The sequence below is a fragment of the Rhodococcus sp. 05-340-2 genome, assembly GCF_002258915.1.
Lineage (GTDB): Bacteria > Actinomycetota > Actinomycetes > Mycobacteriales > Mycobacteriaceae > Rhodococcoides.
In genome coordinates, this window is the sequence record NZ_NOYU01000025.1 from 78,073 (window position 1) to 102,421 (window position 24,349).

Genomic DNA, 24,349 nt, shown 5'->3' on the forward strand with positions numbered 1-24,349 from the left:
ACAAACGACGCGGGAAACAGGGTTGGGGCCTTAGGATTTGCCTTCAATCCTACTGTCGATAGAGAGTGGCCTTCATGAAGAAGCCGCATCGGGTCAGGCCGGTCGTCGTTCCGGTTCTGATCGCACTGCTGATCACCCTGTTGGGATCGCTGCTCGGTCCCGCCATGGCATCCGCACAACCCGCCCCGCCTGCACAGAACTATTCGATCGCGACCGACACCACGTTCGCACCCTTCGAATTCCAGGACGAGAGCGGCAAACTCGTCGGAATCGACATGGACCTACTCGCCGCGATCTCGGTGGATCAAGGCTTCGACTACACCGTCGAGCAGGTCGGTTTCGATACCGCACTCCAGGGCGTCACCAGCGGCCAGTTCAACGGAATGATCGCCGGCATGTCGATCACCGACGAACGCAAGGCCACCTTCGACTTCTCCGAGCCGTACTTCGATTCCGGTGTCCAGATGGCGATTCTGGATTCCAACGACGAAATCACGGGCTACGAGGATCTGCGCGGTAAGTCCGTCGCGGTCAAGAACGGCACCGAGGGCGCGACCTTCGCCGCGTCGATCGCAGACCAGTACGGCTTCACCATTCGCAGCTTCGACGACTCCGCCACGATGTTCGAGGAAGTGCGTACCGGCAACTCGGCGGCCGCCTTCGAGGACTACCCCGTGCTCGCCTACGGCATCACCCAGGGCAACGGATTCAAGACCGTCACCGAGAAGGAAGCCGGTGCCAGTTACGGATTCGCGGTCGCCAAGGGCACCAACGCCCAGTTGCTCGAACAGTTCAACACCGGACTCGAGAACCTGCGCGCCAACGGCCAGTACGACCAGATTCTCGACACCTACCTCAACGCCGATGCCTCCACCGCCGACACGTCCATCCCCGGTCTGATCGCCAGCAGCTGGCAGTTGCTGCTCAAGGGCCTGTGGCTGACCATCGTGTTGACCGTCATTTCCATCGCCATCGCGTTGGTGCTCGGCGGGATCTTCGGTCTGTTCCGCGTCTCCACCAACATCGTGCTCCGCGGCATCGGCACCACCTACGTCGACATCTTCCGTGGCACACCGCTTCTGGTGCAGGCATTCTTCATCTACTTCGGTGTGCCCGCGGCGCTGAACTTCCAGATGTCGGCGTTCACCGCAGGCATCATCACGCTCTCGCTCAACGCCGGTGCCTACATGGCCGAGATCGTCCGCGGCGGCATCCTCGCCGTCGACAAGGGACAGATGGAGGCCTCCCGCAGCCTCGGCATCAGTTACCTCAAGTCGATGCGAAAAGTGGTGATGCCACAGGCAATTCGCACGATGATCCCGTCGTACATCAATCAGTTCGTCATCACGCTCAAGGACACGTCACTGCTCTCGGTCATCGGCCTCGCCGAACTGACCCAGACGGGTCGTCTGATCATCGCTCGCAACTTCGAGTCGTTCAACATGTGGCTCATCGTCGGCGTCCTGTACTTCATCATCATCATGGCTCTCACCAAGCTGTCGAACCGGCTCGAGAAGAGGATCAACAAATGAGCACCGAACTGACCAAGGACCTGCCGGTCGACAACGGTCCGGGAACGAAGATCTCGATCAAGGGCCTGCAGAAGGCGTTCGGCGACAACACGGTTCTCAAGGGCATCGACGCCGAGATCGCCAACGGTGAAGTGGTGTGTGTGATCGGCCCCTCGGGCTCGGGCAAGAGCACGTTTCTGCGCTGCCTCAACAAGCTCGAAGACATCACCGCCGGATCGGTTGTCGTCGACGGCACCGACCTCACGGCCAAGAACGTCGATCTGGACAAGGTGCGCCAGAACATCGGCATGGTGTTCCAGCACTTCAATCTCTTCCCACACATGACCGCCCTCGAGAACGTCATGCTCGCGCCAGTCGAGACCAAGAAGATGTCGAAGTCGCAGGCCAAGGATTCGGCCGTGAAATTGCTCGAACAAGTGGGCTTGTCCGAGCGTGCGGACTACAAGCCGGCCAACCTCTCCGGCGGGCAGAAGCAGCGCGTCGCCATCGCCCGGGCACTGGCCATGAGCCCGTCGATCATGCTGTTCGACGAAGCCACCAGCGCACTCGACCCAGAAATGGTGGGCGAAGTTCTGCAGGTATTGCGCGACCTCGCCAAGGGCGGCATGACCATGGTCGTCGTGACCCACGAGATGGGCTTCGCACGCGAGGTCGCCGATCGAGTGATCTTCATGGCCGAGGGCGTCATCGTCGAAGAGGGCACCCCCGACGAGTTGTTCGGAAACCCACAGAACCCACGTACTCAGGACTTCCTGAACAAGGTGCTCTAGCCCGCCCGCCCCCGCCCCCGTTTGCGTCAATGGACCACTGCAGCGCTCAGACGTATGCAATGGTCCATTGACGCAGCAGCGGGGTCGGCGTGAATGGACCATTGCCGCGCTCAGACGTATTCAAGGGTCCATTGACGCGGACGGGTGAGACCGAACGAAGAACGTTTCGGGCTTATGTGGCGTCGGCGTCGATCGGCGGGGTGTCGCCGGCCGACAGTTTCGGCTCGTTCTTGCTCATCGACACCGTGCCGCCGGACGCATTGCCCGAGGACACGCCGTTCCGAGGCGTCGGGCCGCCCGGACTCTTCGGCTTGGCGTCGAAGGGCTTGCCCTTGAAGGTGTCCTCGAGTGGGTTCTTGAAGACCGAGTCGTCGCCGTCGAGCAGGTGCTTGGTGATCACTGCCCGGGGGGTCATGCCCCGGAGTTGATTGAGATCCGCGAGCGGTTTGCGGAGGTCCTCGAAGTCGGTACCGAGTTCGTCCTTGAGCTGTTGGCTCGCGCCGTTGGCATAATCCTTGACCTGGCGGATCGACTTGGACACCCAGCTGATGGCGCCGGGGAGGCGATCGGGGCCGAGGATGACGAGAGCTGCTACGAGGAGAATGACGAGCTCTCCCCAACCGATGTTGCCGAACACGCCTGCCAGCCTACGTCGTCAGTCCGAAACCGGCGTGACGGAGAGGTCCACCAGCCGCCCCGACCGGACGAGTTGCACCGGAACGGGCTCCCCGATGGTCGTGGCCTGCACGGCGACGACCAGTTCGTCGGCGTCGCCCACGGCTCGGTCGCCGACCTTGGTGATGACATCGCCTTCGACGATTCCGGCCTGCTGGGCAGGACCGTCGGCGCGGACGTTCGCCACTTCCGCGCCTGCCGAGGTGTCGTTGATGACCGAGCGGGCATTGATTCCGATGTCGGGGTGCCGCATGACACCGTCCCGGATCAGTGACTGCGTCACCTCGAAGACCTCGTCGACCGGAATGGCGAAGCCGAGGCCGACCGATCCGCCGCTCTCGCTGCGGATGGCCGAGTTGATGCCGATCACGCGGCCCTCGAAGTCGATGAGTGGACCGCCGGAGTTGCCGGGGTTGATGGCGGCGTCGGTCTGCACGGCATCGATGACGGCGTTGGTGTCGGTGCCCTCACCCGACAGGGCGACGGGCCGATCGAGCGCGCTGACGATGCCCGAGGTGACGGTCTTGTTCAAGCCCAGCGGTGAGCCGACGGCGATCACGTCCTGCCCGACGCGAACGTCGGCGGAACGACCGAGTTCGGCGACGGTGAGGTTGCCGACATCGGTCTTGAGGACGGCAAGGTCGGTCTTGGTGTCGCGTCCGACGATGTCGGCCGGCACCTTGGTGCCGTCGGAGAACGTCACTTCCAGGGTCGAGTTCTCCGGGTCGGATGCGGCCAGTGAGATCACGTGGTTGTTCGTGACGATGTAGCCGGCACCGTCGATGACGACGCCCGAGCCGGTGCCGCCGGTCTCGCCGAGCGTCACCTGGATCGAGACGACGGACGGCAGGACGGCGTCGGCGACCTTGCTGATCTGCCCGCGCGGGATGTCGTCGCCGCTGGACTGGGTCAGGGTCACTTTTTGACTGGTCAACGCCCCGGTGACCTCGGCGGTGAGGCGACCGAACAGCCCGCCGACCAATCCGATGACGAGGGCGAGAACGCCGAGTACGACGAGAGCTCGGACGGACACCGACCGACCGAACAGCACGTCGCGCACACCGAGCTTGGTGCCCGGTGGAAGAACGGGAGGAGGTGGGGAATCGAGCGCCGCGCTGCCGAGTGACACCCGAGCGGTTGGATCGCGCCACGGATCGGCCGGAGCCGACGGGGCCGTGTCGCTGTCGTCCTCGGCGTTCGGGTCGCGCTGCAGCGAGTCCTGGGCATCGTCCGGACGTCCGAACGCCTCGGCGAGGATGGGATCGGGTGGACGAACCGATACGCGCGAGGGAAGTTCCTCGCCGGGCCTACGCGGGGAGAACGAACCGTCCACATCGTCGGGACGTCCGAACACCGAGGCCGACACCGGATCGACGGACGGCCGATAGACCGGCCGCGGTGGCAACCGAGGACCTTCGGGACCGGTCCCTGCGCCCTCGAAATCTGCCGGGTCGGTGCCTGCGGTCTCGGTGCTGGTCGAATTCGATGTCACGCGTCCGGTTACCCCTCGCATACGTCGGTGTGAGAGTTCAGTATCACTCGAGCGGTCGGCGCGGCTCGATGCAGGTGAGAAGTCGTCGCGCAGATCTCGGTGCGATCAGCGTCGGCGTCGGCGGACGTCGGCGACGGCGGACATGAAGGTTCGCTTGGTGTGGGACGGCCGATCCTCGCCCGCGCAGGACGGTATCTGACTGAGCAGTCCGAGCAGAGAATGCGGCATCGACATCTCCCCTGCTCCGCGCAATGCCTTCCGTGCCTGCTGCTGGGCCTCGACCTCGGCAGCACATTCGGGGCATTCGGACAGGTGGTCGGCTGCACGGAGGTAGGCAGGCATTCGCAATTCGCCATCGACGTACGCCGCGACGGCCTCACTGGCCAGATGTTCGGTGGAGCTGAATCGCCTCGGCTTGCGCGCCTGCGTCATCCAACCCTCCTCGTAGCTAGTGGACACTTGCGTGACCCGAGTCGACCTTCCCGTGCACTCGAAGGTACTCGCGTAGCGCCTGGCGTCCACGGTGAATGCGACTGCGAACCGTTCCGAGCTTGACGCCCAGTGTCGCACCGATCTCTTCGTACGACAGTCCTTCGATGTCGCACAGCACGATTGCGGCGCGGAACTCCGGTGCCAGCGAGTCGAGCGCGGACTGCAGATCGGGGTCGAGGCGCGCATCGTGGTAGATCTGCTCGGGGTTGGGCCGGTCGGAGGGGACGCGGTCGTAGTCCTCGGGGAGCGCTTCCATGCGGATGCGGCTGCGCCGACGAACCATGTCGAGGAACAGGTTGGTGGTGATGCGGTGCAGCCAGCCCTCGAAGGTGCCCGGCTGGTAGTTGGACAGGGAGCGGAACACGCGAATGAAGGTGTCCTGTGTCAGATCCTCGGCGTCCTGGGCGTTGCCGGACAGGCGGTAGGCCAGGCGGTAGACGCGGTCGCCGTGTTCGCGGACCAGTTCGTCCCAGGACGGCATGGTGGAGTCCTCGCCGGTCGCATCGAACACTGCGGTGCCGCTGAGATCGTCGGGCGCGGGTACGGACTCGGGTAGACGCGCGGTGTCGCGATCGCCGTTGATCTTGTAAATAGTTGGATCCTCCTGCTCAGGACTGCGTACGTCCTTCTGATTCAACCGACGACTACCCTCGGATGTTCCAGCTCACACTTCGCAATCGAGATGGACCTTCGATTCCTCCACAGCCTGACGGACCCGCGTGTGGGTCCGGTATGAAACAGCTGAGGCGCACCTGAGAATGTGCGCGTGAGAATGTGCCCTGGGCACGATAGCCTCGGGACGTGCCGACCAACGCCGAGAAGATGCTCGCCTACGCCGAAGACTCCGCTCAGGAGGACGAGGTTCTGATCGCAGCCAGAGAGCGAGCCGTCGACCTGGGTGCCGCCCCGGTACCGCCGTCTGTCGGAGCGATTCTGTCGATCTTCACCCAGATGCTCGGCGCGAAGACGGTCGTCGAAATCGGAACCGGCGCAGGGATCAGCGGTTTGTGGCTGCTCGACGGGATGCGCGCAGACGGCGTCCTCACCACCATCGACACCGAACCGGAGCACCAGCGTGCGGCCCGAGAAGCGTTCCGCGCGGGGGGAATTGCGCCCTCGCGTACCCGGTTGATCAACGGCTGGGCGCTCGACGTGCTCCCCAGGTTGGCCGACGACACCTACGACTTGGTGTTCATCGACGCCAGCCCGGCCGACCACCCGCACTTCGTCGCCGAGAGTGTTCGACTCCTGCGCCCAGGCGGAGTTCTGGTGCTGCACAACGCATTACTGGGTGGGCGCGTGGCCGACCCGACTCAGCGCGACGCGACCGCGGTGGCCGTCCGCTCCGCTGCCCGGGCCATCGCCGAGGACGAGCGTCTGACGACGGTGCTGCTGCCTCTGGGTGACGGGCTGATCTGCGCGTCGAGAGCGTGAGCGGCTGCGCCGCATGTGAGTGGTAACTCGTAGCCTGCTACGAGGCAGGAGTGGAGCCCGCGAAACGACCCGAGGGCTCCACCACTCACATGCCGCAGGCTCTAGATCCAGACGCCCTTGCCGACCGAGACCACTCCCCCGGCGCTGACGTTGAAGCGCTCGCGATCACGTTCGTGGTCGACGCCGATGATCTCGCCGTCGCCCACGACGACGTTCTTGTCCAGGATCGCGTGCCGCACCACGGCACCCTTACCGATCTTGACGCCGGGCATCAACACGCTGCCCTCGACCGTCGCGCCACTGTCGATCATGACGTTGGAGCTGAGCACCGAGTTGCGGACCGTGGCGGCGGACAGGATGCAGCCGGCACCGACGACCGACTCCTGCGCCAAGCCGCCCTGGACGAACTTGGCGGGCGGCAGGTTCTCGGCCGATCCGCGGATGGGCCAGCGGCGGTTGTAGAGGTTGAAGATGGGGTGCACCGACACGAGGTCCATGTGGGCGTCGTAGAAGGCGTCGATGGTGCCCACGTCTCTCCAGTAGCCGCGATCGCGTTCGGTGGCACCGGGAACGACGTTGTCGTTGAAGTCGTACACCGAGGCGACGCCCGCTTCGACGAGTGCCGGAATGATGTCGCCGCCCATGTCGTGGTCGGAGTCGACGTTCTCGGAGTCGGCCTTGATGGCGTCCACGAGCACCTTGGTGGTGAAGACGTAGTTGCCCATCGAGGCGTAAGTGACGTCGGGGTCGTCGGGGGTGCCGGGCGGTTGAGCCGGCTTCTCCAGGAACTGGGTGATCTTGCCGTTCTCGTCCGAGTCGATGCACCCGAAGGCGAATGCCTCGCTGCGCGGAACCCGGATACCGGCAACGGTGACGCCTGCACCGGAGTCGATGTGCTGCTGCACCATCTGCTCCGGGTCCATCCGATATATGTGGTCGGCACCGAACACCATGATGTATTCGGGGTCCTCGTCGTAGACCAGATTCAGTGACTGGAAGATGGCGTCGGCGCTGCCGGTGTACCACCGGGGCCCGAGACGCTGCTGAGCCGGAACCGGGGTGATGTACTCCCCGGCGAACCCGGACAGTCGCCACGTCTGCGAGATGTGGCGGTCCAGTGAATGGGACTTGTACTGGGTGAGCACGCAGAGCCGGAGGTAACCGGCATTGACGAGATTGCTCAGTACGAAGTCGATGAGTCGGTAGGCGCCCCCGAAGGGAACGGCTGGCTTGGCTCGGTCCGCGGTCATCGGGTAAAGGCGCTTACCCTCTCCGCCGGCAAGCACAATCCCTAGTACGTGCGGTTGTGTCCTCACCCACTCAACCTATCCGCACCGAGAGAACCTTGCTAGCAGTACACGCACAACTGCTGGGGAATGTAGGTTCGTTCACGTGCGCGTAGCAATGATGACCAAGGAATATCCCCCGGAGATCTACGGTGGCGCAGGAGTTCATGTCACGGAGTTGACCGCGCAGCTGAAATCGCTGTGCGACGTGGACATCCACTGTATGGGCGCGCCGCGCGACACAGCGCAGGTGCACGACCCCGATCCGGCGCTCGCCGGAGCGAACGCTGCGCTGACGACGCTGTCGGCAGAGCTGCGGATGGCGAACGCCGCAGCCGACGCGGACGTGGTGCATTCACACACCTGGTACACCGGCCTCGCCGGTCACCTCGCGGCCGAGTTGTACGACGTCCCCCACATCCTCACCGCACACTCCCTCGAGCCGCGACGGCCGTGGAAGGCCGAGCAACTCGGCGGCGGCTACCGCATCTCGTCGTGGTCGGAGCGCAACGCGGTGGAATACGCCGACGCCGTCATCGCCGTCAGCGAGGGCATGGCCAAAGACGTGCTCGACGCCTATCCGCGACTCGATCCGAGTCGGGTTCATGTGGTGCGCAACGGAATCGACACGCAGCGGTGGTTCGCCGACCACGGCACCTCGACCCTGGACGAGATCGGCGTGGATCGAAGCAAGCCGATCGTCGCGTTCGTCGGGCGCATCACCCGACAGAAGGGCGTCGGACACCTGATCGCGGCGGCCCACCACTTCGACCCGTCGATCCAGCTCGTTCTGTGTGCAGGCGCCCCCGACACTCCGGAGATCGCCGCGGAAACCGAGCGGGCCGTGGCGCTGCTCGCCGAGCAGCGCAGCGGCGTGTTCTGGGTCAAGGACATGCTGCCCACCGACAAGATTCGCGAGATACTCACCGCAGCAGCCGTGTTCGTCTGCCCCTCGGTGTACGAGCCACTCGGCATCGTCAACCTCGAGGCGATGGCCTGCGAAACTGCCGTCGTGGCATCGGATGTCGGAGGCATCCCCGAGGTCGTCGACGACGGCCGCACCGGACGCCTGGTGCACTACAACTCCTACGAACCCGACGCCTTCGAGCGGAACCTGGCGGACACGGTCAACCAAGTAGCCCTCGACCCCGCACTCGCGGAAGCGATGGGCAAGGCCGGCCGCGAGCGAGCCGTCGCCGAGTTCTCCTGGGCGTCGATCGCGAAGCAGACTCTCGCCGTCTACAACGACGCTCTGGCGCGGCGGCGATAGGTCGATACCGTCACCGATGCGGTGACCTCGGTGGTCTCCGGTAGCTGTGTCAGCGCCGCAGATCGCGCCTCGGGGTCACCGTGTCGCGCCGACGGTCCCATGCCGATCAAGGCCTCGATATCGTTGTGCGAGAGCATCATCGAGTATTCCAGCGGGGATTCGTCCACCGGCTCGAACAGACCGGACAACGACTCGCTCAGGCGGCGAGTCTTGTCCTCCTCGACGCCGATCAGACCCAGCGGCCCCCGCAGCTCACGCTGATGCCGGGACGTCGGCGTGACGACCACCAGAACGCCGTCGTCGACGAGAACCCGATGCAATTCACCGGCGTTGCGCGGAGCGAACACGCACGTCACCGCGGACAGAGCACCCGATCGCACCGGCAGTCCGCTCCAGATGTCCGCGACCACGGACCCCAGCCTGGGATGGGACCGCGCGGCGCGCCTGGCCGCGAACTTCGACACGTCGACGCCTATGCCCCTGGCGTCGGCATGGGCGTCGAGAACAGCCGCGAGGTAGTGACCGGTTCCGACCCCGACGTCGAGCACCACCTCACTGTCCGCCGGGACACCCGCCGAGACCGCTGCGGCGATCGGGTCGAAGTGCCCCTCCCCCAGGAACACGTCGCGCGCCGCGATCATCTCGGCCGAGTCGCCGGTGAACTTGCCGCCGTCACCGGTCAGCAGACTGACGTAGCCCTGCCGAGCGACGTCGAACGAGTGCCCTCGATCGCACCACAGCGTCCGATCGGTGTCGCCTGCGCCGAGCCCGGAGTCGACCTCACGCACTCGGCACTGCGGACACAGCAGCACGTCCACGATGTCGGTCAGCATCCGACTCCTCCTTCATCCCGACTCTGCCGGACGCCACAGTCGTGAACACAACACAAAGCCCCGCTTGCCGGTACGGCGAGCGGGGCTGAGCGATGATCGATCGACAGGGCGATCAGCCGGTGACACCCTTCAGTTCGTCACCGAGTGCTGCGGCCTCGTCGGGGGTCAATTCGACGACCAAGCGGCCGCCCCCCTCGAGCGGGACACGCATGACGATTCCTCGTCCCTCTTTGGTTGCTTCGAGGGGACCGTCCCCGGTCCGGGGCTTCATCGCCGCCATCCTCTGCTCCCTCCAGATCTGCGCCCACCAGCTCGGCGCCTAGGCCAAAAAGATAAATTCGTCGCGGGGCGACGGGTGTTGTCACCTATTCTTCCCTATCCCCGTCGATACCGGGAACCGGAGTCGGTATTGACGACCTGCACCCAGCACCCCGACAGGTGATCGTCGACCATTCCGGTGGCCTGCATCAAGGCGTACGCGGTTGTCGGACCGACGAAGCGCAGGCCCCGCCGCTTGAGCTCCTTGGCCAGAGCCGTGGACTCCGGAGTCGAGGCGGGTACATCGGAGAGCTCGGTCAGGCGCGCCGGCCTGGGTTCGGGAGCGAAGGACCAGAGCAGGGTGTCGAGGTCGGTGTCGTCGAGATCGACGATGGCGCGCGCGTTGCTCACCGCTGCGTCGATCTTGAGCCGATTGCGCACGATGGACGCGTCGTTCATCAGCCGTTCCACATCGGCCTCGCCGAACCGGGCCACCAGCTCCGGATCGAAACCGGCGAATGCGGTGCGGAAACTGTCACGCTTGCGCAGGATCGTGATCCACGCCAGACCCGATTGGAACGCTTCGAGACACAGACGCTCGTACAGCTCGTTGCGGCCGTGGAGCGGCTGTCCCCACTCGATGTCGTGATAGTCCCGGTACAGGTCGTCGTCGGTGGCACCCCAGGGGCAGCGCAACCGGCCGTCCGGTCCGGCGACCGCGCTCATCGCTCGTCCGGTTCGGCCTCGACCGGGGACGGGGACCGGGCAACCGTGTCCTGCAGCTGCTGCGCTGCCGACAGCCGCGAACGGAGCATGTCGATCTCGCCGCCGAGTCGCTGCAGCGCCCAGTCGACCTCGCTCGGCTTGTAGCCCCGCAGGGTCTGCTGAAACTTCAGCGCGTGCACGTCGGCACCGGTGACGCCCTCCGCGGGCAGAACGGTCGCGGTGGTTCCCTCGGGCAGCGGGCCCAGTTCCTCACCGCGACCGAACACCGCTGACGCCACGAAGAACAATGCAGCGGCGACGACGGCAATGACGACGACGTAGATCAGCAGCGTCAACATGCCACGATCTTGTCACGTCCCTCGGACACGCTATTTCAGCGAGTTCATCGCCGGTCGGTCCAGCAACGACACCTCGGTCGAGAACGGCTCGAACGAGTCACCGTCGACCCGGAACTGCATCAGACCGGCACCGGAATCGACCATCCCGCACCGATTGAGCATCGTCCCGACGATCTGCCTGCTCATCGCCCCGAGTTCGACCAGCGGGCGGTTGCGGTGCTTGCGCACACCCAGATTCACCTGGCCGATCGCCCGTAGCCCGAGCCTGTCGTACGTGTCGAGCAACAGCCCGATCTCCACGCCGTAGCCGGGTGCGAACGGCACCGCGGACAGCAGCTCACGCGTACCGGCGTACTCGCCGCCGAGGGGCTGAATGACCCCGGTCAGCTCGGGCCGCAGAGCAGCGAGCAGCGGCCTTGCCACGAGTTCGGTGACGCGTCCACCGCCGTTGGCGTCCTCGGTTCCACTGGTGCGCAACGGACGGCGGTAGTAGCCCTTGACGAGGTGGATGCCGTCGCCCATCAGCAGGGGGCCGAGCAACTTGGGCACGAACGCCGGATCGGGGTTGATCAGGTCCGAGTCGACGAACGCGATGAGGTCACCGGTCGACGCGGCGACCGATCGCCACAGCACCTCGCCCTTGCCAGGTACCGGGTCCACGCCCGGTACCGCCTCTTCTCGGCTGATGACACGTGCACCGGCCGCGGTCGCGCGAACGGCCGTTTCGTCGGTGGACCCGGAGTCCAACACGATCAGCTCGTCGACGAGGCCACCGAGCAACGGGTGGATCGTGTCGATGACGGCGGCTACCGTCTGTTCCTCGTTGAGTGCCGGGAGTACCACCGACACCGTTCGGCCCGCTTTGGCGGCCTCGAGTTCGGCAATGGTCCATTCGGGGGTGTCCCAGCTGTTGGTCTCGGACCACGCTCTGGTCACGTCCGTTCGATCTGCGAGCGTCATGCCAGACCCCTGACCGTCCGCGCCGGGGTTCTCAGACCCTGGATCGCTGCCACCATGTCCACGACTCTTCTGGTCGACGCAACTTCGTGCACCCGGAACATTCGGGCTCCGCCTGCTGCGGCCAATGCTGTCGCTGCCAATGTTCCCTCCAACCGGTCGGCGAGCTCTACACCTAGAGTCTCGCCTACGAAGTCCTTGTTGCTCAGCGCCATGAGCACAGGCCACCCGGTGTTTACAAGATCGTCCACGCGACGCAACAACTCGAGCCCGTGATAGGTGTTTTTCCCGAAATCGTGCGTCGGATCGATAAGAATCGAGTCTTTTTTCACCCCCTCCGCGACGGCGTTCTCGGCGGCGGCGGTGACTTCGGCGATCACGTCGGCCACCACATCGGCGTACCGAACCCGATGCGGGCGAGTACGGGGCACCGCACCGCCGGTGTGCGAGCAGACGATGCCGACCCCTTCGGCGGCAGCGACGCGCACCAGCTCCGGGTCGGCCCCGGCCCACGTGTCGTTGATCAGATCCGCTCCGACGCCACAGGCCAGTCGAGCGACCTCGCTGCGCCAGGTGTCCACACTGATCAGCAGCTCCGGATACGCGTCCCGGATGGCCTCGACGAACGGAACGACGCGGCGGATCTCCTCCTCGGCATCGACGATGTCGCCGGGGCCGGCCTTCACACCACCGATGTCGATCATGTCGGCACCCTCTGCGACAGCCCGGTGCACCGACGCCATCGCAGCATCGTCGCTGAAATTCGCACCCCCGTCGTAGAACGAATCGGGGGTGCGATTGACGATGGCCATGACCAATGCGCGATCGTCGGCGACCGGTTTGCCGCAGAGGGTGCTCATGAAATCAATAGTGGCACGCGCGCATCTTTCGAGTGCTCAGCCCTTGGGTGCCTTACCTGCGGCGACCTCGGCGACGTACCCGTCGTACGCCTTCTCGTAGCCACCGGACTTGCCGCGCAGCACGTACAGGTCGCTGTCGCTGTCCTCCTCGTAGCCGAGCTTGCGCAGGGCCACCTTCTGGCTCTTGAACGTCGACGTCTGCTCGAGACTGTCGACGACCCTGACGAAGAGCGGCACCGCGTACGTCGGGAGTTTGTCGTAGAGGTGCTCGGCCATCGTCTTGCCGTCGAAGGTCTCGCCCTCGCGCAGCGTCACCGCAGCCATGCCGGCTTTGCCGTCGGTTCCCTCGATGTCGACGCCGTACACGACGGCCCCGTCGATCGACGAGTGCCCACCGAGGGCTCCCTCGACCTGGGTGGTCGCGACGTTCTCGCCCTTCCAGCGGAAGGTGTCACCGAGTCGATCGACGAACGCGACGTGCATGAAGCCTTGCTTGCGGACCAGGTCGCCGGTATCGAACCAGGCGTCGCCGTCCTTGAATCCGTCGCGCACCATCTTCTTCTCGGTGGCCTTGTCGTCGGAGTAGCCGTCGAACGGCGCCCGGTCGGTGATCTTGGACAGCAGCAGTCCGACCTCGCCGTTGCCGACCTTGCGGAGCTTGCCGTCCTGGCCGCGCTTGGCCTTGCCGGATTCCTCGTCGTACTGGACGACGGCGTACGGCAGCGGGCAGATGCCTGCGGTCTTCTTCATGTTCAGGGCGTTGATGAACGCGATGTTGCATTCGCTGGCGCCGTAGAACTCGGCGACGCGGGAGATGCCGAATCGCTGAGTGAACTCTTCCCAGATCTCCGGGCGCAGTCCGTTGCCGACGATCAGCTTGACCGAGTTGTCTCGGTCGGAGGGCTTCTCCGGCTGAGTCAGCAGGTAGCGGCACAGCTCACCGATGTAGGTGAACGCGGTGGCCTTGTTGACGCGGACGTCGTCCCAGAAATTGCTCACCGAGAACTGCTTGCCGATGGCCATGGTCGCGCCACCGGCGAGCACCGAGGACAGCGTCACCGTCAGGGCGTTGTTGTGGTAGAGCGGAAGGCAGCAGTAGATGACGTCGTTGCTGCGCAGCCGCACACCCATGTTGCCGAGACCGGACATCGACTTGAGCCAGCGGAAGTGGCTCATCAGGCTGGCCTTCGGCATGCCGGTGGTACCCGAGGTGAAGATGTAGAACGCCTTCTCCTTGGCCTGGATCTCCGCGGTGACCTTCGGGTTGGCCGTCGACGCCGTAGCCGCGAGCTCGGCCAACTTCTTCAGCGGCAGAACTGCTCCGACCTTCGGCTGCCCGTCGAGCGAATCGAGAGCTTCCTGTGCGTTCTCGTCCAGTACGAGGACGGTCGCGTCGAGAATGCCGAGGCTGTGCTCGAGCACGTCACCGCGCTGGTTGTAGTTCAGCATTCCCGCGGTGGCACCGAGCTTGACGGCAGCGAGTGCGGAGAAGAGCGCCTCCGGGCGGTTCTTGCTGAGGATGCCGACGACGTCGCCGCGCTTGACTCCGTGGTCTGCGAACACCGCGGCGTACTGGTTGACGAGCTCGTTCGCCTCCCGGTAGGCGATCGACTCACCCTCGAACCGCACGAACGGACGGTCGCTGTTCTTCGCGGCGGCGTCCTGGAAGATCTGACCGATCGACGCTTTGTGGTCGGGCTTGCGAGTGAATCCCGCCAGGCCCTTGAGCAGGCTGGGCACCTCCGTCACCATTTTCGGCAACGCGACCGCGAGGTCGGTCACTCCAATTTTCTGACGGGCATCGACAGCCATGAACTCCCCTTTGAAGACGATGTGAGATTTCTTACCCTACTTGAGGGTAACAACTTTGAGCATCTCTCTTCACGGCCGCGCTTTATGACCTGTCACAACGTTGCGCATGCATTCAGAGCTGCATCGACGGTCGTCGTTCTGACCAGGGCGTCCAGAGCGCGCTGTTGCACGAATCCGGTCTCTCGCAGGCCTTCTATCCACTGCATCATGCCGTCGAAATGTCCGAATGGGTCGAGCATCACCATCGGCTTGCTGTGCATGCCCAGGTAGCCCGCAGTCCATGTCTCGAACAGCTCCTCCAACGTCCCGATCCCACCCGGCAAGGTGATGAACGCGTCGGCGCGGTCCTCCATGATCTTCTTCCGCTCACGCATGGTGTCGGTGACGATCAGCTCGTCGGCGTCGACATCGGCGACCTCGCGGTGCACGAGCGCTTTCGGAATCACGCCGACCGTGTTGCCGCCCGCTGCTCGCGTCGCCGCCGCGACCGCGCCCATCATCGAGACGTTGCCGCCACCCGAGACGAGCTGCCAGCCTCGTCGACCGATCTCGGTGCCGACCTCGCCGGCCAGGTCGATGAACGACGCGTCGACGGGGCCCGACGCGCAGTAGACGCAGACACTGAGCAAGCGTTCGGTCGATGTACGATCGCTCACTGCTGGGCCTCGCGGACGATCCGGACGGCCTCGTCGACGCTGTCGGTGCAGTGGATCAGTTCGAGGTCCTTCTCGGACACCTTGCCTTCTTTCACGAGAGTCGTCTTGATCCAGTCGAGCAGTCCCGACCAGAAGTCCTTGCCCAGCAACACGATCGGGAACCTGGTGACCTTGGCCGTCTGCACCAAGGTCAGCGCCTCGAAGAGTTCGTCGAGAGTACCGAAGCCGCCGGGTAGACACACGAACGCCTGGGAGTACTTCACGAACATGGTCTTGCGCACGAAGAAGTAGCGAAAGTTGACGCCCAGATCGACCCATTCGTTCAGGCCCTGCTCGAACGGCAACTCGATCCCGAGTCCGATCGAGTACCCGTCGGCCTCGCTCGCACCTCGGTTGGCCCCTTCCATCGCCCCTGGACCACCACCGGTGATCACGGCGAAGCCCTCCTTCGCGAGAGCGGCTCCGAGTTGCCGGGCTCGGGCGTACTCGGGATGGTCTGCGGGGGTGCGCGCCGAACCGAACACGGTGACGGCCTTCGGGACCTCGGCGAGGGCACCGAATCCCTCGACGAATTCGCTCTGGATACGCAGCACTCGCCAGGTGTCGGAGTGAATCCAGTTCCCTGATCCTCGCTCGTCGAGCAGGCGCTGATCCGAGGTGGACGTCTCGGTGTTCCGGCCACGCCTGAGCACGACGGATCCTTTGTGCTTGGCCGGCTTCTCGGTGCCGGGTTCCTCGAAACCGCCTGGGTCCTGGTCGCTGTTCATGGCGTTCAGGCTATCCGGCAGAGAGGTAGCTCCGGAGAACCTGTGTGACGTGGGTGATCTGCTCGACGGGTACGCGCTCGTCGCGCTTGTGAGCGAGATTGGGGTCGCCGGGTCCGTAGTTGACCGCCGGGATACCGAGCGCCGAGAACCGGGAGACGTCCGTCCAGCCGTACTTGGCTCGGAACTGTCCGCCCGCGGCTTCGATGAGTGCCGCCGCTGCGGGTCGGTTCAGACCGGGAAGCGCCCCGGGCGACGAGTCGGTGACCTCGAAGCCGAGATCCAGTCCCTCGACCACCTCACGAACGTGTTCGACGGCGTCGTCGACGCCGCGATCCGGCGCGAAGCGAAAGTTGACGTCCAGTTCGGCCGCGTCGGGAACGACGTTGCCCGCGACCCCACCGGAGATCCGGACTGCTTGCAGCCCTTCGCGATACACACAACCGTCGATGTCGACGGTGCGTGCGCGATACGCGGCGAGTCGGTTCAGCACCGCACCGAATTTGTGAATTGCATTGTCACCCAACCAGGATCGGGCACTGTGGGCCCGCGTTCCCGACGCCGTCAGCCGAACCCGCAGCGTCCCTTGGCAACCGGCCTCGATGAATCCGCCGGACGGTTCGCCGAGGATCGCGACGTCCGCAGCAAGCCATTCGGGAAGTTCGCGCTCGATGCGACCCAGTCCGTTGCGGGCGGCCGCGATCTCCTCGCAGTCGTAGAACACCAGAGTCAGATCGTGAGCAGGGTTGTCGATCGTGGCCGCGAGGTGCAGGAACACTGCGTCACCCGACTTCATGTCGACAGTTCCGCACCCGTGCAGAATGTCGCCCTCGGCGCTGTCGTGCTCGCGCCTGGACGGCACGTTGTCTGCGATGGGAACCGTGTCGAGATGCCCGGCGAGCATCACCCTCGACCCGAGTCCGCGGTTGGTTCGGGCCAGAACGGCGTTGCCGCTGCGGATGATCTCGAAGCCCGTGGTCTGCTCGCGGAGCGCCTTCTCCACCTCGTCTGCAATGCGCGATTCGTCCTCGCTGACACTGGGGATGTCCACCAGTGCCGCGGTGAGGTCTATCGGGTCGGCATTCAGTTCGAGCGTCACGGGAGAAAACTCTAGGCCGTGGATCCCGGAATCTCGCGGACCACGCCGTCGAAGCCCGCACCGAACAATCGTCCGCTCGAGAATCCCTGGTCGGAGCGGCCGTAGGTGACGACGCTGGTCAGCCGAGTTCCGGTGCCGATGACACACGTCGCCCCCGGTGCATCGATGCGGACGACGGAGCCGCCTGCGTTGAGCGGCACCACCGGGCGTCCGGCATCGTCGAGGGTGAGCCCGTCCGGAGCTGCGAAGCTGTCCAGTCCCGACAGGTCGAGCACGCTTTCCGGTGCCGAGGGGTTGGCGATCGGGATCCGGCTGACGCCTGGGTTCACGAACGTGCGCGATACGTAGAGGTACCGGTCTGCGGCGTCGAGCACTGCACCGTTGGCACTGGGGAAGCTCGCCCACGCCGGGTCGACCGAACCGTCGGGACCGATCCGGCCGATGAGCGAGCCGAAGTCGTTGGTGGCGTACACCGTTCCGTCGGCGGCGACTGCGAGTCCGTTGGCTGCGCTCAGACCGGTCGCGAACGGGGTGACGGTGAGAGTGTTCACGTCGAGCCGAACGATGCCCGCGGCCTTGACGATGTCTCCGACGAAGACGCGGGGGTCGGCTCCGTAGCCGACCAGCAGGGTGCCGTCGGGCATCCATGCCAGCGCGCCACCGCCGCCGCTGGGGACCGTCGCGATGGGGTACGCGGCCTGTCCGGGCGCGTCGATGCGGTACACCCGGCCCGAGACGATGTCGGTGACGTAGGCGCGGCCCGACGCGTCGACGGCCAGGCCTTCGAGAGCTGCCCCGGGGATTCGCGCGACCACGGCCGAAGAACCGCCGGCTCCGGCGCAGTTGGGATCGGCGGCAGCGGTGCCCGAACCGACAACGGCACTGCTCACGGCGATCAGCGCCGCAGCGATCACCGTCACTGCCGAACGCGTACGTGTGGACTTGCTCGAACTCATGACGTCCCCCAGACTCGGCGACCCCCTGTCAGCCGATGGGCATGTCTACCACGCGCCTGTGACAACCAAACCCAGGGCGATTCCGAGGACGATCGTCGTGGCCAAGGTCGTCACCAATCCGGTGAAGGAGACGCCGCCGGCCATCACCGAGGTCACTCCGCGACTGCGGGAGGCGGTACGGGTGGTCACCGGAGAAACTCTGTCAGCTTCCCCACCGCCGACGCGTCCGCCGGCGTCCCGATGCGATCACGCTCGGTAGTCGAACCGATAACGAACCGACGCTTCGCCCGAATCGCGGTGCTCCCACAATCCGCGCGCCCGACACGGCGGGCAGAACAGTCCCCGACCGGAGCCGTTGCCGAGCCCCCACCGCATTCGGCCCACCGCGTATTCTTCGTCCCGTGAGCGCACATGGAGCATCAGCAGTAGGTATCGCCAACATCACGACGTCGGGCGTTGTTCTCGACACCTGGTTTCCGAGCCCGGAGCTCGGGACCGGCTTCGAGACCGGCACCACCCGGCTCGAGGGTTCGGACGTCCCCGAGGAGCTGGCCGCTCTCGTCGGATCCGACGAGGCGCGCGGCGTCGAGGTGGTCGCAGTGCGCACCAGCATCGCCTCCCTCGACGACGCCCCGATCGACGCCCACGACGCGTATCTGCGACTGCATCTGCTCTCGCACCGGTTGATTCAGCCGCACGGGCAGAATCTCGACGGAGTGTTCGGCCTGCTGGCCAATGTGGTGTGGACCAACTTCGGTCCCGCAGCGGTGGACGGTTTCGAGACGGTGCGCGCGAAGCTGCGCGCCCGCGGTCCGGTGACCGTGTACGGAGTCGACAAGTTCCCACGCCTGGTCGATTACGTCGTTCCCACTGGAGTTCGTATCGCCGACGCCGACCGCGTTCGCCTCGGCGCGCACTTGGCCAGCGGCACGACGGTCATGCACGAGGGCTTCGTCAACTTCAATGCCGGCACGCTCGGCAACTCGATGGTCGAGGGTCGCATCTCCGCGGGTGTCGTGGTGGGCGACGGTTCCGACGTGGGCGGCGGTGCGTCGATCATGGGCACGCTCTCCGGTGGCGGCAAGAACGTCATTTCCGTCGGGAAGAGCTGCCTGCTGGGTGCGAACTCCGGTCTCGGCATTTCGCTCGGTGACGACTGCGTCGTCGAGGCGGGGCTGTACATCACGGCAGGCACGAAGGTGAGTGGTCCGGATGGGACAGTGGTGAAGGCGGCAACATTGTCCGGCAAGTCCAACCTGCTGTTCCGTCGCAACTCGCTCTCGGGTGCGGTCGAGGTGGTGCCATGGAAGGGCACCGGCGTCGAACTGAACGCAGCATTGCACGCCAACGACTGAGAGTCCACTTCACCCGAATCAGGCTGTCGAACAACCTCTTCCAGCCCCGCACCGTGTTCTCGCTGCGGGGCTGGAGTCGTTGTGTGGACGGTGCGCTCGGTTCAGGCGATGTGGGGGCCTGCTCGGGCGTGGGATGGTCTCGGTTGTCGGTAGGGATCCACGGTTGCGGGTGGTACGAACCAGGGGTGGTTGTCGGTGCCGATGAACACTTCCCAGTCACTGTGGTGGATCAGGCGGTGGTGGAATCCGCAGAGCAGAACCAGGTTGTTCATGTCGGTGGGGCCGCCGTCGCCCCAGTGCCAGATGTGGTGTCCTTCGGTCCAGGCGGCGGGTTTTCCGCAGCCGGGGAACGCGCACCCGTGATCGCGGGCGGTGAGAGCTTTACGTTGTTTGGCGGTGACGGTGCGGGCGGTGCGGGCGAGATTCAACGGGTTGCCGTTCTCGTCCATCACGATGGCAGTGAGGACACAATCACACGCCAACTGACGGGAAGTATTGCGGGACAGCGGTCCCATCCACGGCAGCCACCCGACCGAAGTGCCGTCGCCGAACAAGTCGCGATACGCGCCACGATCGGTGGTCGGCCCGCTTCCATCGCAGTTGCTGCTGGGTTCGGTTGCTGCCCGGGTGTTCTCGTCGTCGGTGATGTCGTGAACCCCACCCTGAAGATCGGCGAGGTCCTGCAACCGGATGTGCAGGTTCACGTGCGGGCGTTCACCGCCTTCGATGGGGCGATCACTCGAGGCGAGGTATTGGTCGAGGATGTGTCCGAAGGCGTCGGCTCTGCGCCGGGCAGGGCTGCGATCGTCTTGGGTGCCGTCGGCTGCGGGGTGGGGTTCGGTCAACGGCGAGAGCGCGATGAGCAGCTTCTCTCCGGTGATCGCATCGAAGTCACCTTTCAACACCAGCCGCCCGTTCAGGGTTGTGGAGGCGAAGAGTTCGTTGCGGTCGGTGTTCTCGGCGGGTGGTTTCTTGGTGCCGAAGCTGTCTTCGAGTCTGGTGATCGCTGCACGAATCCGGCCGGTACGAGCGTCGGGTCCTGTCGCAGCCTTGATCAGAGCTCTACGTGCGGCATCGCGACCCTCTTCCGGCAGGTTCTCCGGGGGTGTTTCGGCGAAGGTGAGGATCAGAGCGGCGTGATCGACGGACATGACGCCGGTGTTCACGGCGTCGGCGATGTCGGGAAACGCAGCCATACCGCGGGCGAGCGCAACGATCTTGGTGGCCTTGGACGGTGAGAGAAGGGTGGTGGAGGCCAGCCATCCGGCAGGTCCGGGAAAACCGAGCTTCTCCCGGCTCACGCGGGTGTCGATCTCGGCGACGAGAGCAATCCGCCGAGCCTCCAACAACTGGATCTGGTGGGAGACCGCAGCGGCGTCGGCGAGGAGTTCACTCTCGCTCAGTTGCCAAATCTCCGCGGTCATGGGAGCAAGCGTATCGAACGCGCGTTCGATTGGCAACCATCGTTGAACCGAAAACTATTGCCCTGCAGAACTATTGGGAACTCAAAGTCTGTCGGTAGCCCATGATAGAGGTCGACTCATCCCCCACACATCACGATTTGTGGGCTGCGATCACGGCTCCTCGATGTTGGAGAATTGTCCAGTTACCGTCCCGTCGCTGCCACAACGTCCCTCTACGGGTATGCACGCAGTCGAGCAGCAGTGTGTACGTCAGCAGGTAGGTGGCTGGGGCAGTTCCCGTGGCTGAAACTCCCCGATCATCACCGCCGCGCCGACCGCCCGGGTCTTACACGTACCGGTCTTCGAGGACCGATCAGACGTGCTCGCGACTGCAGAGCCGACCCGGAGCGTCGATATCCCAAAAACTTCGATCGGCGAGGCACTAGGCGTCGTTGCGCGTGGTGCCGTACTCGCAAAGATAGAAGATCCGTTCGCGCGGTTCGAGTTCCGCGAGTACTTCATGCAACTCAGGCGCAGGGAGGCATTCGGCCCCGGCCCAAAATCGGCCCCAGCGTCAGCCGATGGTTCCCAGCGACGCCAGGGTTTTGACAACGGCCCGCGCCGCTTCGGCACCCTTGGTTTCGAGGTGGGCGGTGAAGAACGCTGCGTGGTCGGCGTGCTCGTGGAAGTGATGGGGAGTGAGCACCACCGAGAACACCGGCACATCGGTGTTCAGTTGCACCCGCATGAGGCCGTCGATGACCGCCGTTTCTACGAAGTCGTGTCGATAGATTCCTCCGTCGACGACCAGCGCGGCGGCAACGATCGCCGAGTACTTCCCGGTCTTGGCCAACCGCTGGGCGTGCAGCGGGATCTCGAATGCCCCCGGCACCTCGAAGACGTCGACACGAGTATCGCCCTGGCCCAGCCGCTCGAGTTCGGCCGCGAATCCCACTCGCGCTCGGTCGACGATGTCCAGGTGCCAGCTGGCGTGGACGAAGGCAATGGATCCGGCGAGTGGAGTCGTCATGGGTGCGATGCTAGCGGTACCGCTCGTCGAGCAAGTCGAGTGTCGCGCCATCGAATTCGCCGCCGAAATACTTCTGCAACACTTCACCGAAAACGGACTGGCCCTTGGTAGCTTCGGCGAAAAGCGTCATGGACGAATGCAGTTTCAGATTGTCGGGGTAACCGAAGATCTCGTCCACCGTTCGACCCTCGATTCCGACGGTCAGCCGGGCCGCCTTCTTCAGACGCGGACCCAGCACCTCGTGGGACAGATACAGTTCCGCCTCCGTCAGGTCGGCGATACCGAAGTGCTGAGCAGTCGCACTCCGTCCCAACCCCGCCAACTGCGGGAACACGAACCACATCCAGTGGGTGTGCTTCCTCCCTGCCTTCAACTCCTTCGTCACTGCACTCCACACGGGATCCTGGGCGTCGACGAAGCGTTGCAGGTCGTATTCGGTCATGCCACTCAACCTAGGGCACCGATTCGGTTCGCCTCGACAGCAATCTTTCAGCTAATATCTAGACCTGGACGGTGTCGAATTCGCAGACGATGCCGGCTGCCGGATGCGAGGCCACCCCCCGCAAAGCACGACAGGCCTCGCATCCGGATTCGACCGCATCACGTCGCCTCTGCGATCCAGACTCGTCCAGCTCATGAGACAGAGGGGTAGTCGAGATGTATTCGGTGTTGATATTCGCGATCGTGGCTGCGCTTGCATTGATGGCGCTGTCGCTGGTCACGTTGATCGTCGGCGAATCGATCCGAATGATTCGGCACATCGCTCAGGGCCGGCCCAGCGCCACCCAACGCGGATTTCGACCGTGAACAGCAGAGCGGGTTTATCGAAGCCGCCGGACGGTTACCATTTGGTTACTGAAATGTCGGCTACCGCCGCGGGACAAGTTGGGTTCACATGATCAGAGGGAAGACAAAGGTGCCGGTCGAAGACGGATCGTTCGCGGCCAGGTTGAACAAGCTGTTCGACACGGTCCATCCACCGGGACGTCGGCCTCATACCAATGCCGAGGTCGCACAGGGGCTGGCCGACGCGGGCCATCGCATCTCCAAACCGTATATTTCGCAGCTTCGATCCGGACACAGGACCAACCCGTCGGAGGAGACCGTGACAGCGTTGGCGCGGTTCTTCAAGGTACGGGCGGATTATTTCTACGACCCGGTCTATCAGGATGCGGTCGATCGCGATCTCGAAATGCTCGCGCAATTGCGGAATCAAGGCCTGCGGCGACTGTCGGCACGCGCATTCGACCTGTCCGACGAATCGCAGAGCCTGCTGACCTCGATGGCCGAAAAGCTACGCGCAAGCGAAGGATTGCCCGCGGTGCCACCGGACAGCACCCCGTAGCGCTCGCTGCCCGGCCGGCCCCGTCCGCTACCGAGCAGTCGTGTCGGTAGCGGAGTCCGGTGATGTCGCGTCGTCGAGCGCGGCGGTGGACGTCGATCGATGCGCCCGGGCGATCAAGGCAACCCACTGCGGAGGGGACCAGTCGGGTGGGGGCACGATCCAGTGGGCACCGAGGATGGGGTGGGCGAGAGGGTCGTGGACCGTCCGAGCTATCCGTGCTGCGCGATCCACCGGATCGTTCGGCGCGGCGACTCCGTCGTCGAACTGTCCGGCACCCACCTGCAAGTACAGCCCGTCCATGACGTCCGACACGTGATCGGACGCTTGCAGCACAGTGGGTGCCCGCGATCGGTCGGAGTCGCGAAGTTCGGGGAATCGGCGGAGCAGGGCGTGGTGTAGATCTTTGATGCGGTAGAGCAGGATCCGGGCGCGTATCCATGTCTCGATCAACACCGACACTGCACCGATCGACATGATCGACGCACCCACTGTGAGCACCCCGCGGTTCGGTTCCGCACCGAGAATCACTGCGATGGCGATCGACAGCGGCGCCACAGCACCGAGACAATAAAGGGCAACCGCACGCCCGATCGGCGTGCGGGCGATCACCCGAACCCCGGCCGCGATCACGGCGGCGAACGCCGGCAGAACCGCGCACCAGCCGGCCACCGGGTTCAAGAGCGAGCCCGCCATCGCACCGGCTGTGGACACCGCGATGACGACGGCACACGATCGGTACCACCGCCGCAGAAGTGTCGGCCATGCTCTGATGGCGATCACCATCGACGCTCCGGCCCCGCCGGCCCAGCACATCGCCAACGCTGCGGCCGCATTGTCGCGGCCGAGCGTGGCGGCGACGTCGTCGATGGCCACCGTCTGGGCCGCCGCTGTGCACACCATGGCCAGGACCATGCAGATCCGAACCGTGGTGGCAGGTCGCACGACCATTCGGCCCACTCGTGCACCGGCCGCAAGCCAGACCACCAGTGCTGCAATCCACGCCATG

General features: G+C 64.9%; 28 protein-coding genes. 7 read left to right on the top strand and 21 right to left on the bottom strand.

Annotated elements, in window-relative coordinates; genetic code table 11:
* Nucleotides 1-74 precede the first annotated feature (74 nt).
* Together CH271_RS13100 and CH271_RS13105 are read left to right on the top strand one after the other, a co-directional pair.
* A complete protein-coding gene (locus tag CH271_RS13100) occupies nt 75-1,532 on the top strand; it encodes an amino acid ABC transporter substrate-binding protein/permease (RefSeq protein WP_094633860.1) in 1,458 nt (485 codons plus the stop codon).
* Entirely contained in the window at nt 1,529-2,302 is a 774-nt protein-coding gene (locus CH271_RS13105) for an amino acid ABC transporter ATP-binding protein (RefSeq protein ID WP_094633861.1), read from the top strand. The genes CH271_RS13100 and CH271_RS13105 overlap by 4 nt, the downstream gene beginning before the upstream one ends.
* A 172-nt stretch (nt 2,303-2,474) precedes the next feature.
* Here CH271_RS13105 and tatB read toward each other — a convergent pair whose 3' ends face one another.
* The 4 genes from tatB to sigE form a co-directional block, all read right to left on the bottom strand.
* Nucleotides 2,475-2,939 carry a Sec-independent protein translocase protein TatB gene (tatB, locus tag CH271_RS13110; RefSeq protein ID WP_037191555.1) on the bottom strand — a complete coding sequence of 155 codons (465 nt, stop codon included), beginning with the start codon at nt 2,937-2,939 and terminating at the stop codon, nt 2,475-2,477.
* Nucleotides 2,940-2,957: 18 nt separating this feature from the next.
* Entirely contained in the window at nt 2,958-4,490 is a 1,533-nt protein-coding gene (locus CH271_RS13115) for a S1C family serine protease (RefSeq protein WP_371828447.1), read from the bottom strand.
* Between the two features lie 84 nt (nt 4,491-4,574).
* Complete coding sequence (locus CH271_RS13120; RefSeq protein WP_037191683.1) at nt 4,575-4,901, bottom strand: anti-sigma factor family protein; 327 nt, start codon at nt 4,899-4,901, stop codon at nt 4,575-4,577.
* A 16-nt stretch (nt 4,902-4,917) separates the two neighbouring features.
* Nucleotides 4,918-5,544, bottom strand: a complete 627-nt coding sequence (sigE, locus tag CH271_RS13125; RefSeq protein ID WP_052047749.1) for an RNA polymerase sigma factor SigE — start codon at nt 5,542-5,544, stop codon at nt 4,918-4,920.
* Between the two features lie 239 nt (nt 5,545-5,783).
* On the opposite strand from sigE, the gene CH271_RS13130 reads away from it, so the two are divergent.
* On the top strand, nt 5,784-6,395 hold the full coding sequence (locus CH271_RS13130) for an O-methyltransferase (protein WP_032365496.1): 612 nt from the start codon (nt 5,784-5,786) through the stop codon (nt 6,393-6,395).
* Nucleotides 6,396-6,496: 101 nt separating this feature from the next.
* On the opposite strand, the gene glgC is transcribed toward CH271_RS13130, so the two are convergent.
* A complete protein-coding gene (gene glgC / locus CH271_RS13135; RefSeq protein ID WP_037191552.1) occupies nt 6,497-7,711 on the bottom strand; it encodes a glucose-1-phosphate adenylyltransferase in 1,215 nt (404 codons plus the stop codon).
* A 76-nt stretch (nt 7,712-7,787) separates the two neighbouring features.
* Here glgC and glgA point away from each other — a divergent pair, with 76 nt between their 5' ends.
* A complete protein-coding gene (gene glgA, locus CH271_RS13140) occupies nt 7,788-8,951 on the top strand; it encodes a glycogen synthase (protein WP_037191550.1) in 1,164 nt (387 codons plus the stop codon).
* On the opposite strand, the gene CH271_RS13145 is transcribed toward glgA, so the two are convergent.
* The 12 genes from CH271_RS13145 to CH271_RS28835 all read right to left on the bottom strand — a co-directional run bounded on the left by CH271_RS13145 (nt 8,921) and on the right by CH271_RS28835 (nt 18,399).
* Entirely contained in the window at nt 8,921-9,784 is an 864-nt protein-coding gene (locus CH271_RS13145; RefSeq protein WP_094633862.1) for a methyltransferase domain-containing protein, read from the bottom strand. The genes glgA and CH271_RS13145 overlap by 31 nt on opposite strands.
* 112 nt (nt 9,785-9,896) lie before the next feature.
* Entirely contained in the window at nt 9,897-10,064 is a 168-nt protein-coding gene (locus tag CH271_RS13150) for a DUF3117 domain-containing protein (protein ID WP_008714277.1), read from the bottom strand.
* A gap of 95 nt (nt 10,065-10,159) precedes the next feature.
* Nucleotides 10,160-10,768 (bottom strand): DNA-3-methyladenine glycosylase I, encoded by a 609-nt coding sequence (locus CH271_RS13155; protein ID WP_037191541.1) that lies wholly within the window; start codon nt 10,766-10,768, stop codon nt 10,160-10,162.
* Nucleotides 10,765-11,106 (bottom strand): DivIVA domain-containing protein, encoded by a 342-nt coding sequence (locus CH271_RS13160; RefSeq protein WP_094633863.1) that lies wholly within the window; start codon nt 11,104-11,106, stop codon nt 10,765-10,767. Before CH271_RS13160 ends, CH271_RS13155 begins: the two co-directional genes overlap by 4 nt.
* Nucleotides 11,107-11,136: 30 nt before the next feature.
* The gene (locus tag CH271_RS13165) at nt 11,137-12,066 is read right to left on the bottom strand and encodes a glucosyl-3-phosphoglycerate synthase (RefSeq protein ID WP_032394090.1); all 930 of its coding nucleotides are present in this window, start codon (nt 12,064-12,066) and stop codon (nt 11,137-11,139) included.
* Nucleotides 12,063-12,923: a dihydropteroate synthase gene (gene folP / locus CH271_RS13170; protein WP_037191539.1), complete on the bottom strand. Its 861-nt coding sequence runs from the start codon at nt 12,921-12,923 to the stop codon at nt 12,063-12,065. Before folP ends, CH271_RS13165 begins: the two co-directional genes overlap by 4 nt.
* Nucleotides 12,924-12,959: 36 nt before the next feature.
* The gene (locus tag CH271_RS13175; protein ID WP_094633864.1) at nt 12,960-14,735 is read right to left on the bottom strand and encodes a long-chain-acyl-CoA synthetase; all 1,776 of its coding nucleotides are present in this window, start codon (nt 14,733-14,735) and stop codon (nt 12,960-12,962) included.
* 92 nt (nt 14,736-14,827) lie between these two features.
* Nucleotides 14,828-15,391 (bottom strand): TIGR00730 family Rossman fold protein, encoded by a 564-nt coding sequence (locus CH271_RS13180; RefSeq protein ID WP_179274577.1) that lies wholly within the window; start codon nt 15,389-15,391, stop codon nt 14,828-14,830.
* Complete coding sequence (locus CH271_RS13185; RefSeq protein WP_037191537.1) at nt 15,388-16,158, bottom strand: TIGR00730 family Rossman fold protein; 771 nt, start codon at nt 16,156-16,158, stop codon at nt 15,388-15,390. Before CH271_RS13185 ends, CH271_RS13180 begins: the two co-directional genes overlap by 4 nt.
* Before the next feature lie 10 nt (nt 16,159-16,168).
* A complete protein-coding gene (gene dapE, locus CH271_RS13190) occupies nt 16,169-17,254 on the bottom strand; it encodes a succinyl-diaminopimelate desuccinylase (protein ID WP_094633865.1) in 1,086 nt (361 codons plus the stop codon).
* 11 nt (nt 17,255-17,265) lie between these two features.
* Entirely contained in the window at nt 17,266-18,210 is a 945-nt protein-coding gene (locus CH271_RS13195; protein ID WP_037191536.1) for an SMP-30/gluconolactonase/LRE family protein, read from the bottom strand.
* A 45-nt stretch (nt 18,211-18,255) separates the two neighbouring features.
* Nucleotides 18,256-18,399: a hypothetical protein gene (locus CH271_RS28835; RefSeq protein ID WP_155292927.1), complete on the bottom strand. Its 144-nt coding sequence runs from the start codon at nt 18,397-18,399 to the stop codon at nt 18,256-18,258.
* A 212-nt stretch (nt 18,400-18,611) separates the two neighbouring features.
* On the opposite strand from CH271_RS28835, the gene dapD reads away from it, so the two are divergent.
* On the top strand, nt 18,612-19,565 hold the full coding sequence (gene dapD, locus CH271_RS13200; protein ID WP_037191535.1) for a 2,3,4,5-tetrahydropyridine-2,6-dicarboxylate N-succinyltransferase: 954 nt from the start codon (nt 18,612-18,614) through the stop codon (nt 19,563-19,565).
* Nucleotides 19,566-19,666: 101 nt separating this feature from the next.
* On the opposite strand, the gene CH271_RS13205 is transcribed toward dapD, so the two are convergent.
* The 3 genes from CH271_RS13205 to CH271_RS13215 form a co-directional block, all read right to left on the bottom strand.
* A complete protein-coding gene (locus CH271_RS13205) occupies nt 19,667-20,989 on the bottom strand; it encodes an HNH endonuclease signature motif containing protein (RefSeq protein WP_094633866.1) in 1,323 nt (440 codons plus the stop codon).
* A 553-nt stretch (nt 20,990-21,542) separates the two neighbouring features.
* Nucleotides 21,543-21,998, bottom strand: coding sequence for a 6,7-dimethyl-8-ribityllumazine synthase (locus tag CH271_RS13210; protein ID WP_094633867.1), 456 nt, complete (start codon nt 21,996-21,998; stop codon nt 21,543-21,545).
* Nucleotides 21,999-22,008: 10 nt separating this feature from the next.
* Nucleotides 22,009-22,440, bottom strand: a complete 432-nt coding sequence (locus CH271_RS13215; protein ID WP_037191514.1) for a DUF1810 domain-containing protein — start codon at nt 22,438-22,440, stop codon at nt 22,009-22,011.
* A gap of 242 nt (nt 22,441-22,682) precedes the next feature.
* Between CH271_RS13215 and CH271_RS29310 the strand changes: the two genes are divergently transcribed.
* Together CH271_RS29310 and CH271_RS13225 are read left to right on the top strand one after the other, a co-directional pair.
* Nucleotides 22,683-22,805 (top strand): hypothetical protein, encoded by a 123-nt coding sequence (locus tag CH271_RS29310; RefSeq protein ID WP_256986403.1) that lies wholly within the window; start codon nt 22,683-22,685, stop codon nt 22,803-22,805.
* A 109-nt stretch (nt 22,806-22,914) separates the two neighbouring features.
* Nucleotides 22,915-23,343, top strand: coding sequence for a helix-turn-helix domain-containing protein (locus CH271_RS13225; RefSeq protein ID WP_037191674.1), 429 nt, complete (start codon nt 22,915-22,917; stop codon nt 23,341-23,343).
* A 27-nt stretch (nt 23,344-23,370) separates the two neighbouring features.
* On the opposite strand, the gene CH271_RS13230 is transcribed toward CH271_RS13225, so the two are convergent.
* Complete coding sequence (locus CH271_RS13230) at nt 23,371-24,348, bottom strand: hypothetical protein (protein ID WP_094633869.1); 978 nt, start codon at nt 24,346-24,348, stop codon at nt 23,371-23,373.
* Between the last annotated feature and the right edge of the window lies 1 nt (nt 24,349).

Coding starts and splice junctions, on each gene's coding strand:
- CH271_RS13205 (WP_094633866.1), bottom strand. CDS start 20,989: ATGACCGCGGAGATTTGGCAACTGAGCGAGAGTGAACTCCTCGCCGAC.
- CH271_RS13130 (WP_032365496.1), top strand. CDS start 5,784: ATGCTCGCCTACGCCGAAGACTCCGCTCAGGAGGACGAGGTTCTGATC.
- folP (WP_037191539.1), bottom strand. CDS start 12,923: ATGAGCACCCTCTGCGGCAAACCGGTCGCCGACGATCGCGCATTGGTC.
- CH271_RS13210 (WP_094633867.1), bottom strand. CDS start 21,998: ATGACGACTCCACTCGCCGGATCCATTGCCTTCGTCCACGCCAGCTGG.
- CH271_RS13105 (WP_094633861.1), top strand. CDS start 1,529: ATGAGCACCGAACTGACCAAGGACCTGCCGGTCGACAACGGTCCGGGA.
- CH271_RS13195 (WP_037191536.1), bottom strand. CDS start 18,210: ATGAGTTCGAGCAAGTCCACACGTACGCGTTCGGCAGTGACGGTGATC.
- CH271_RS13160 (WP_094633863.1), bottom strand. CDS start 11,106: ATGTTGACGCTGCTGATCTACGTCGTCGTCATTGCCGTCGTCGCCGCT.
- CH271_RS13215 (WP_037191514.1), bottom strand. CDS start 22,440: ATGACCGAATACGACCTGCAACGCTTCGTCGACGCCCAGGATCCCGTG.
- CH271_RS13150 (WP_008714277.1), bottom strand. CDS start 10,064: ATGGCGGCGATGAAGCCCCGGACCGGGGACGGTCCCCTCGAAGCAACC.
- CH271_RS13185 (WP_037191537.1), bottom strand. CDS start 16,158: ATGAACAGCGACCAGGACCCAGGCGGTTTCGAGGAACCCGGCACCGAG.
- CH271_RS13175 (WP_094633864.1), bottom strand. CDS start 14,735: ATGGCTGTCGATGCCCGTCAGAAAATTGGAGTGACCGACCTCGCGGTC.
- CH271_RS13155 (WP_037191541.1), bottom strand. CDS start 10,768: ATGAGCGCGGTCGCCGGACCGGACGGCCGGTTGCGCTGCCCCTGGGGT.
- CH271_RS13100 (WP_094633860.1), top strand. CDS start 75: ATGAAGAAGCCGCATCGGGTCAGGCCGGTCGTCGTTCCGGTTCTGATC.
- CH271_RS13145 (WP_094633862.1), bottom strand. CDS start 9,784: ATGCTGACCGACATCGTGGACGTGCTGCTGTGTCCGCAGTGCCGAGTG.
- CH271_RS13115 (WP_371828447.1), bottom strand. CDS start 4,490: ATGCGAGGGGTAACCGGACGCGTGACATCGAATTCGACCAGCACCGAG.
- CH271_RS13120 (WP_037191683.1), bottom strand. CDS start 4,901: ATGACGCAGGCGCGCAAGCCGAGGCGATTCAGCTCCACCGAACATCTG.
- CH271_RS13230 (WP_094633869.1), bottom strand. CDS start 24,348: ATGGCGTGGATTGCAGCACTGGTGGTCTGGCTTGCGGCCGGTGCACGA.
- CH271_RS13165 (WP_032394090.1), bottom strand. CDS start 12,066: ATGACGCTCGCAGATCGAACGGACGTGACCAGAGCGTGGTCCGAGACC.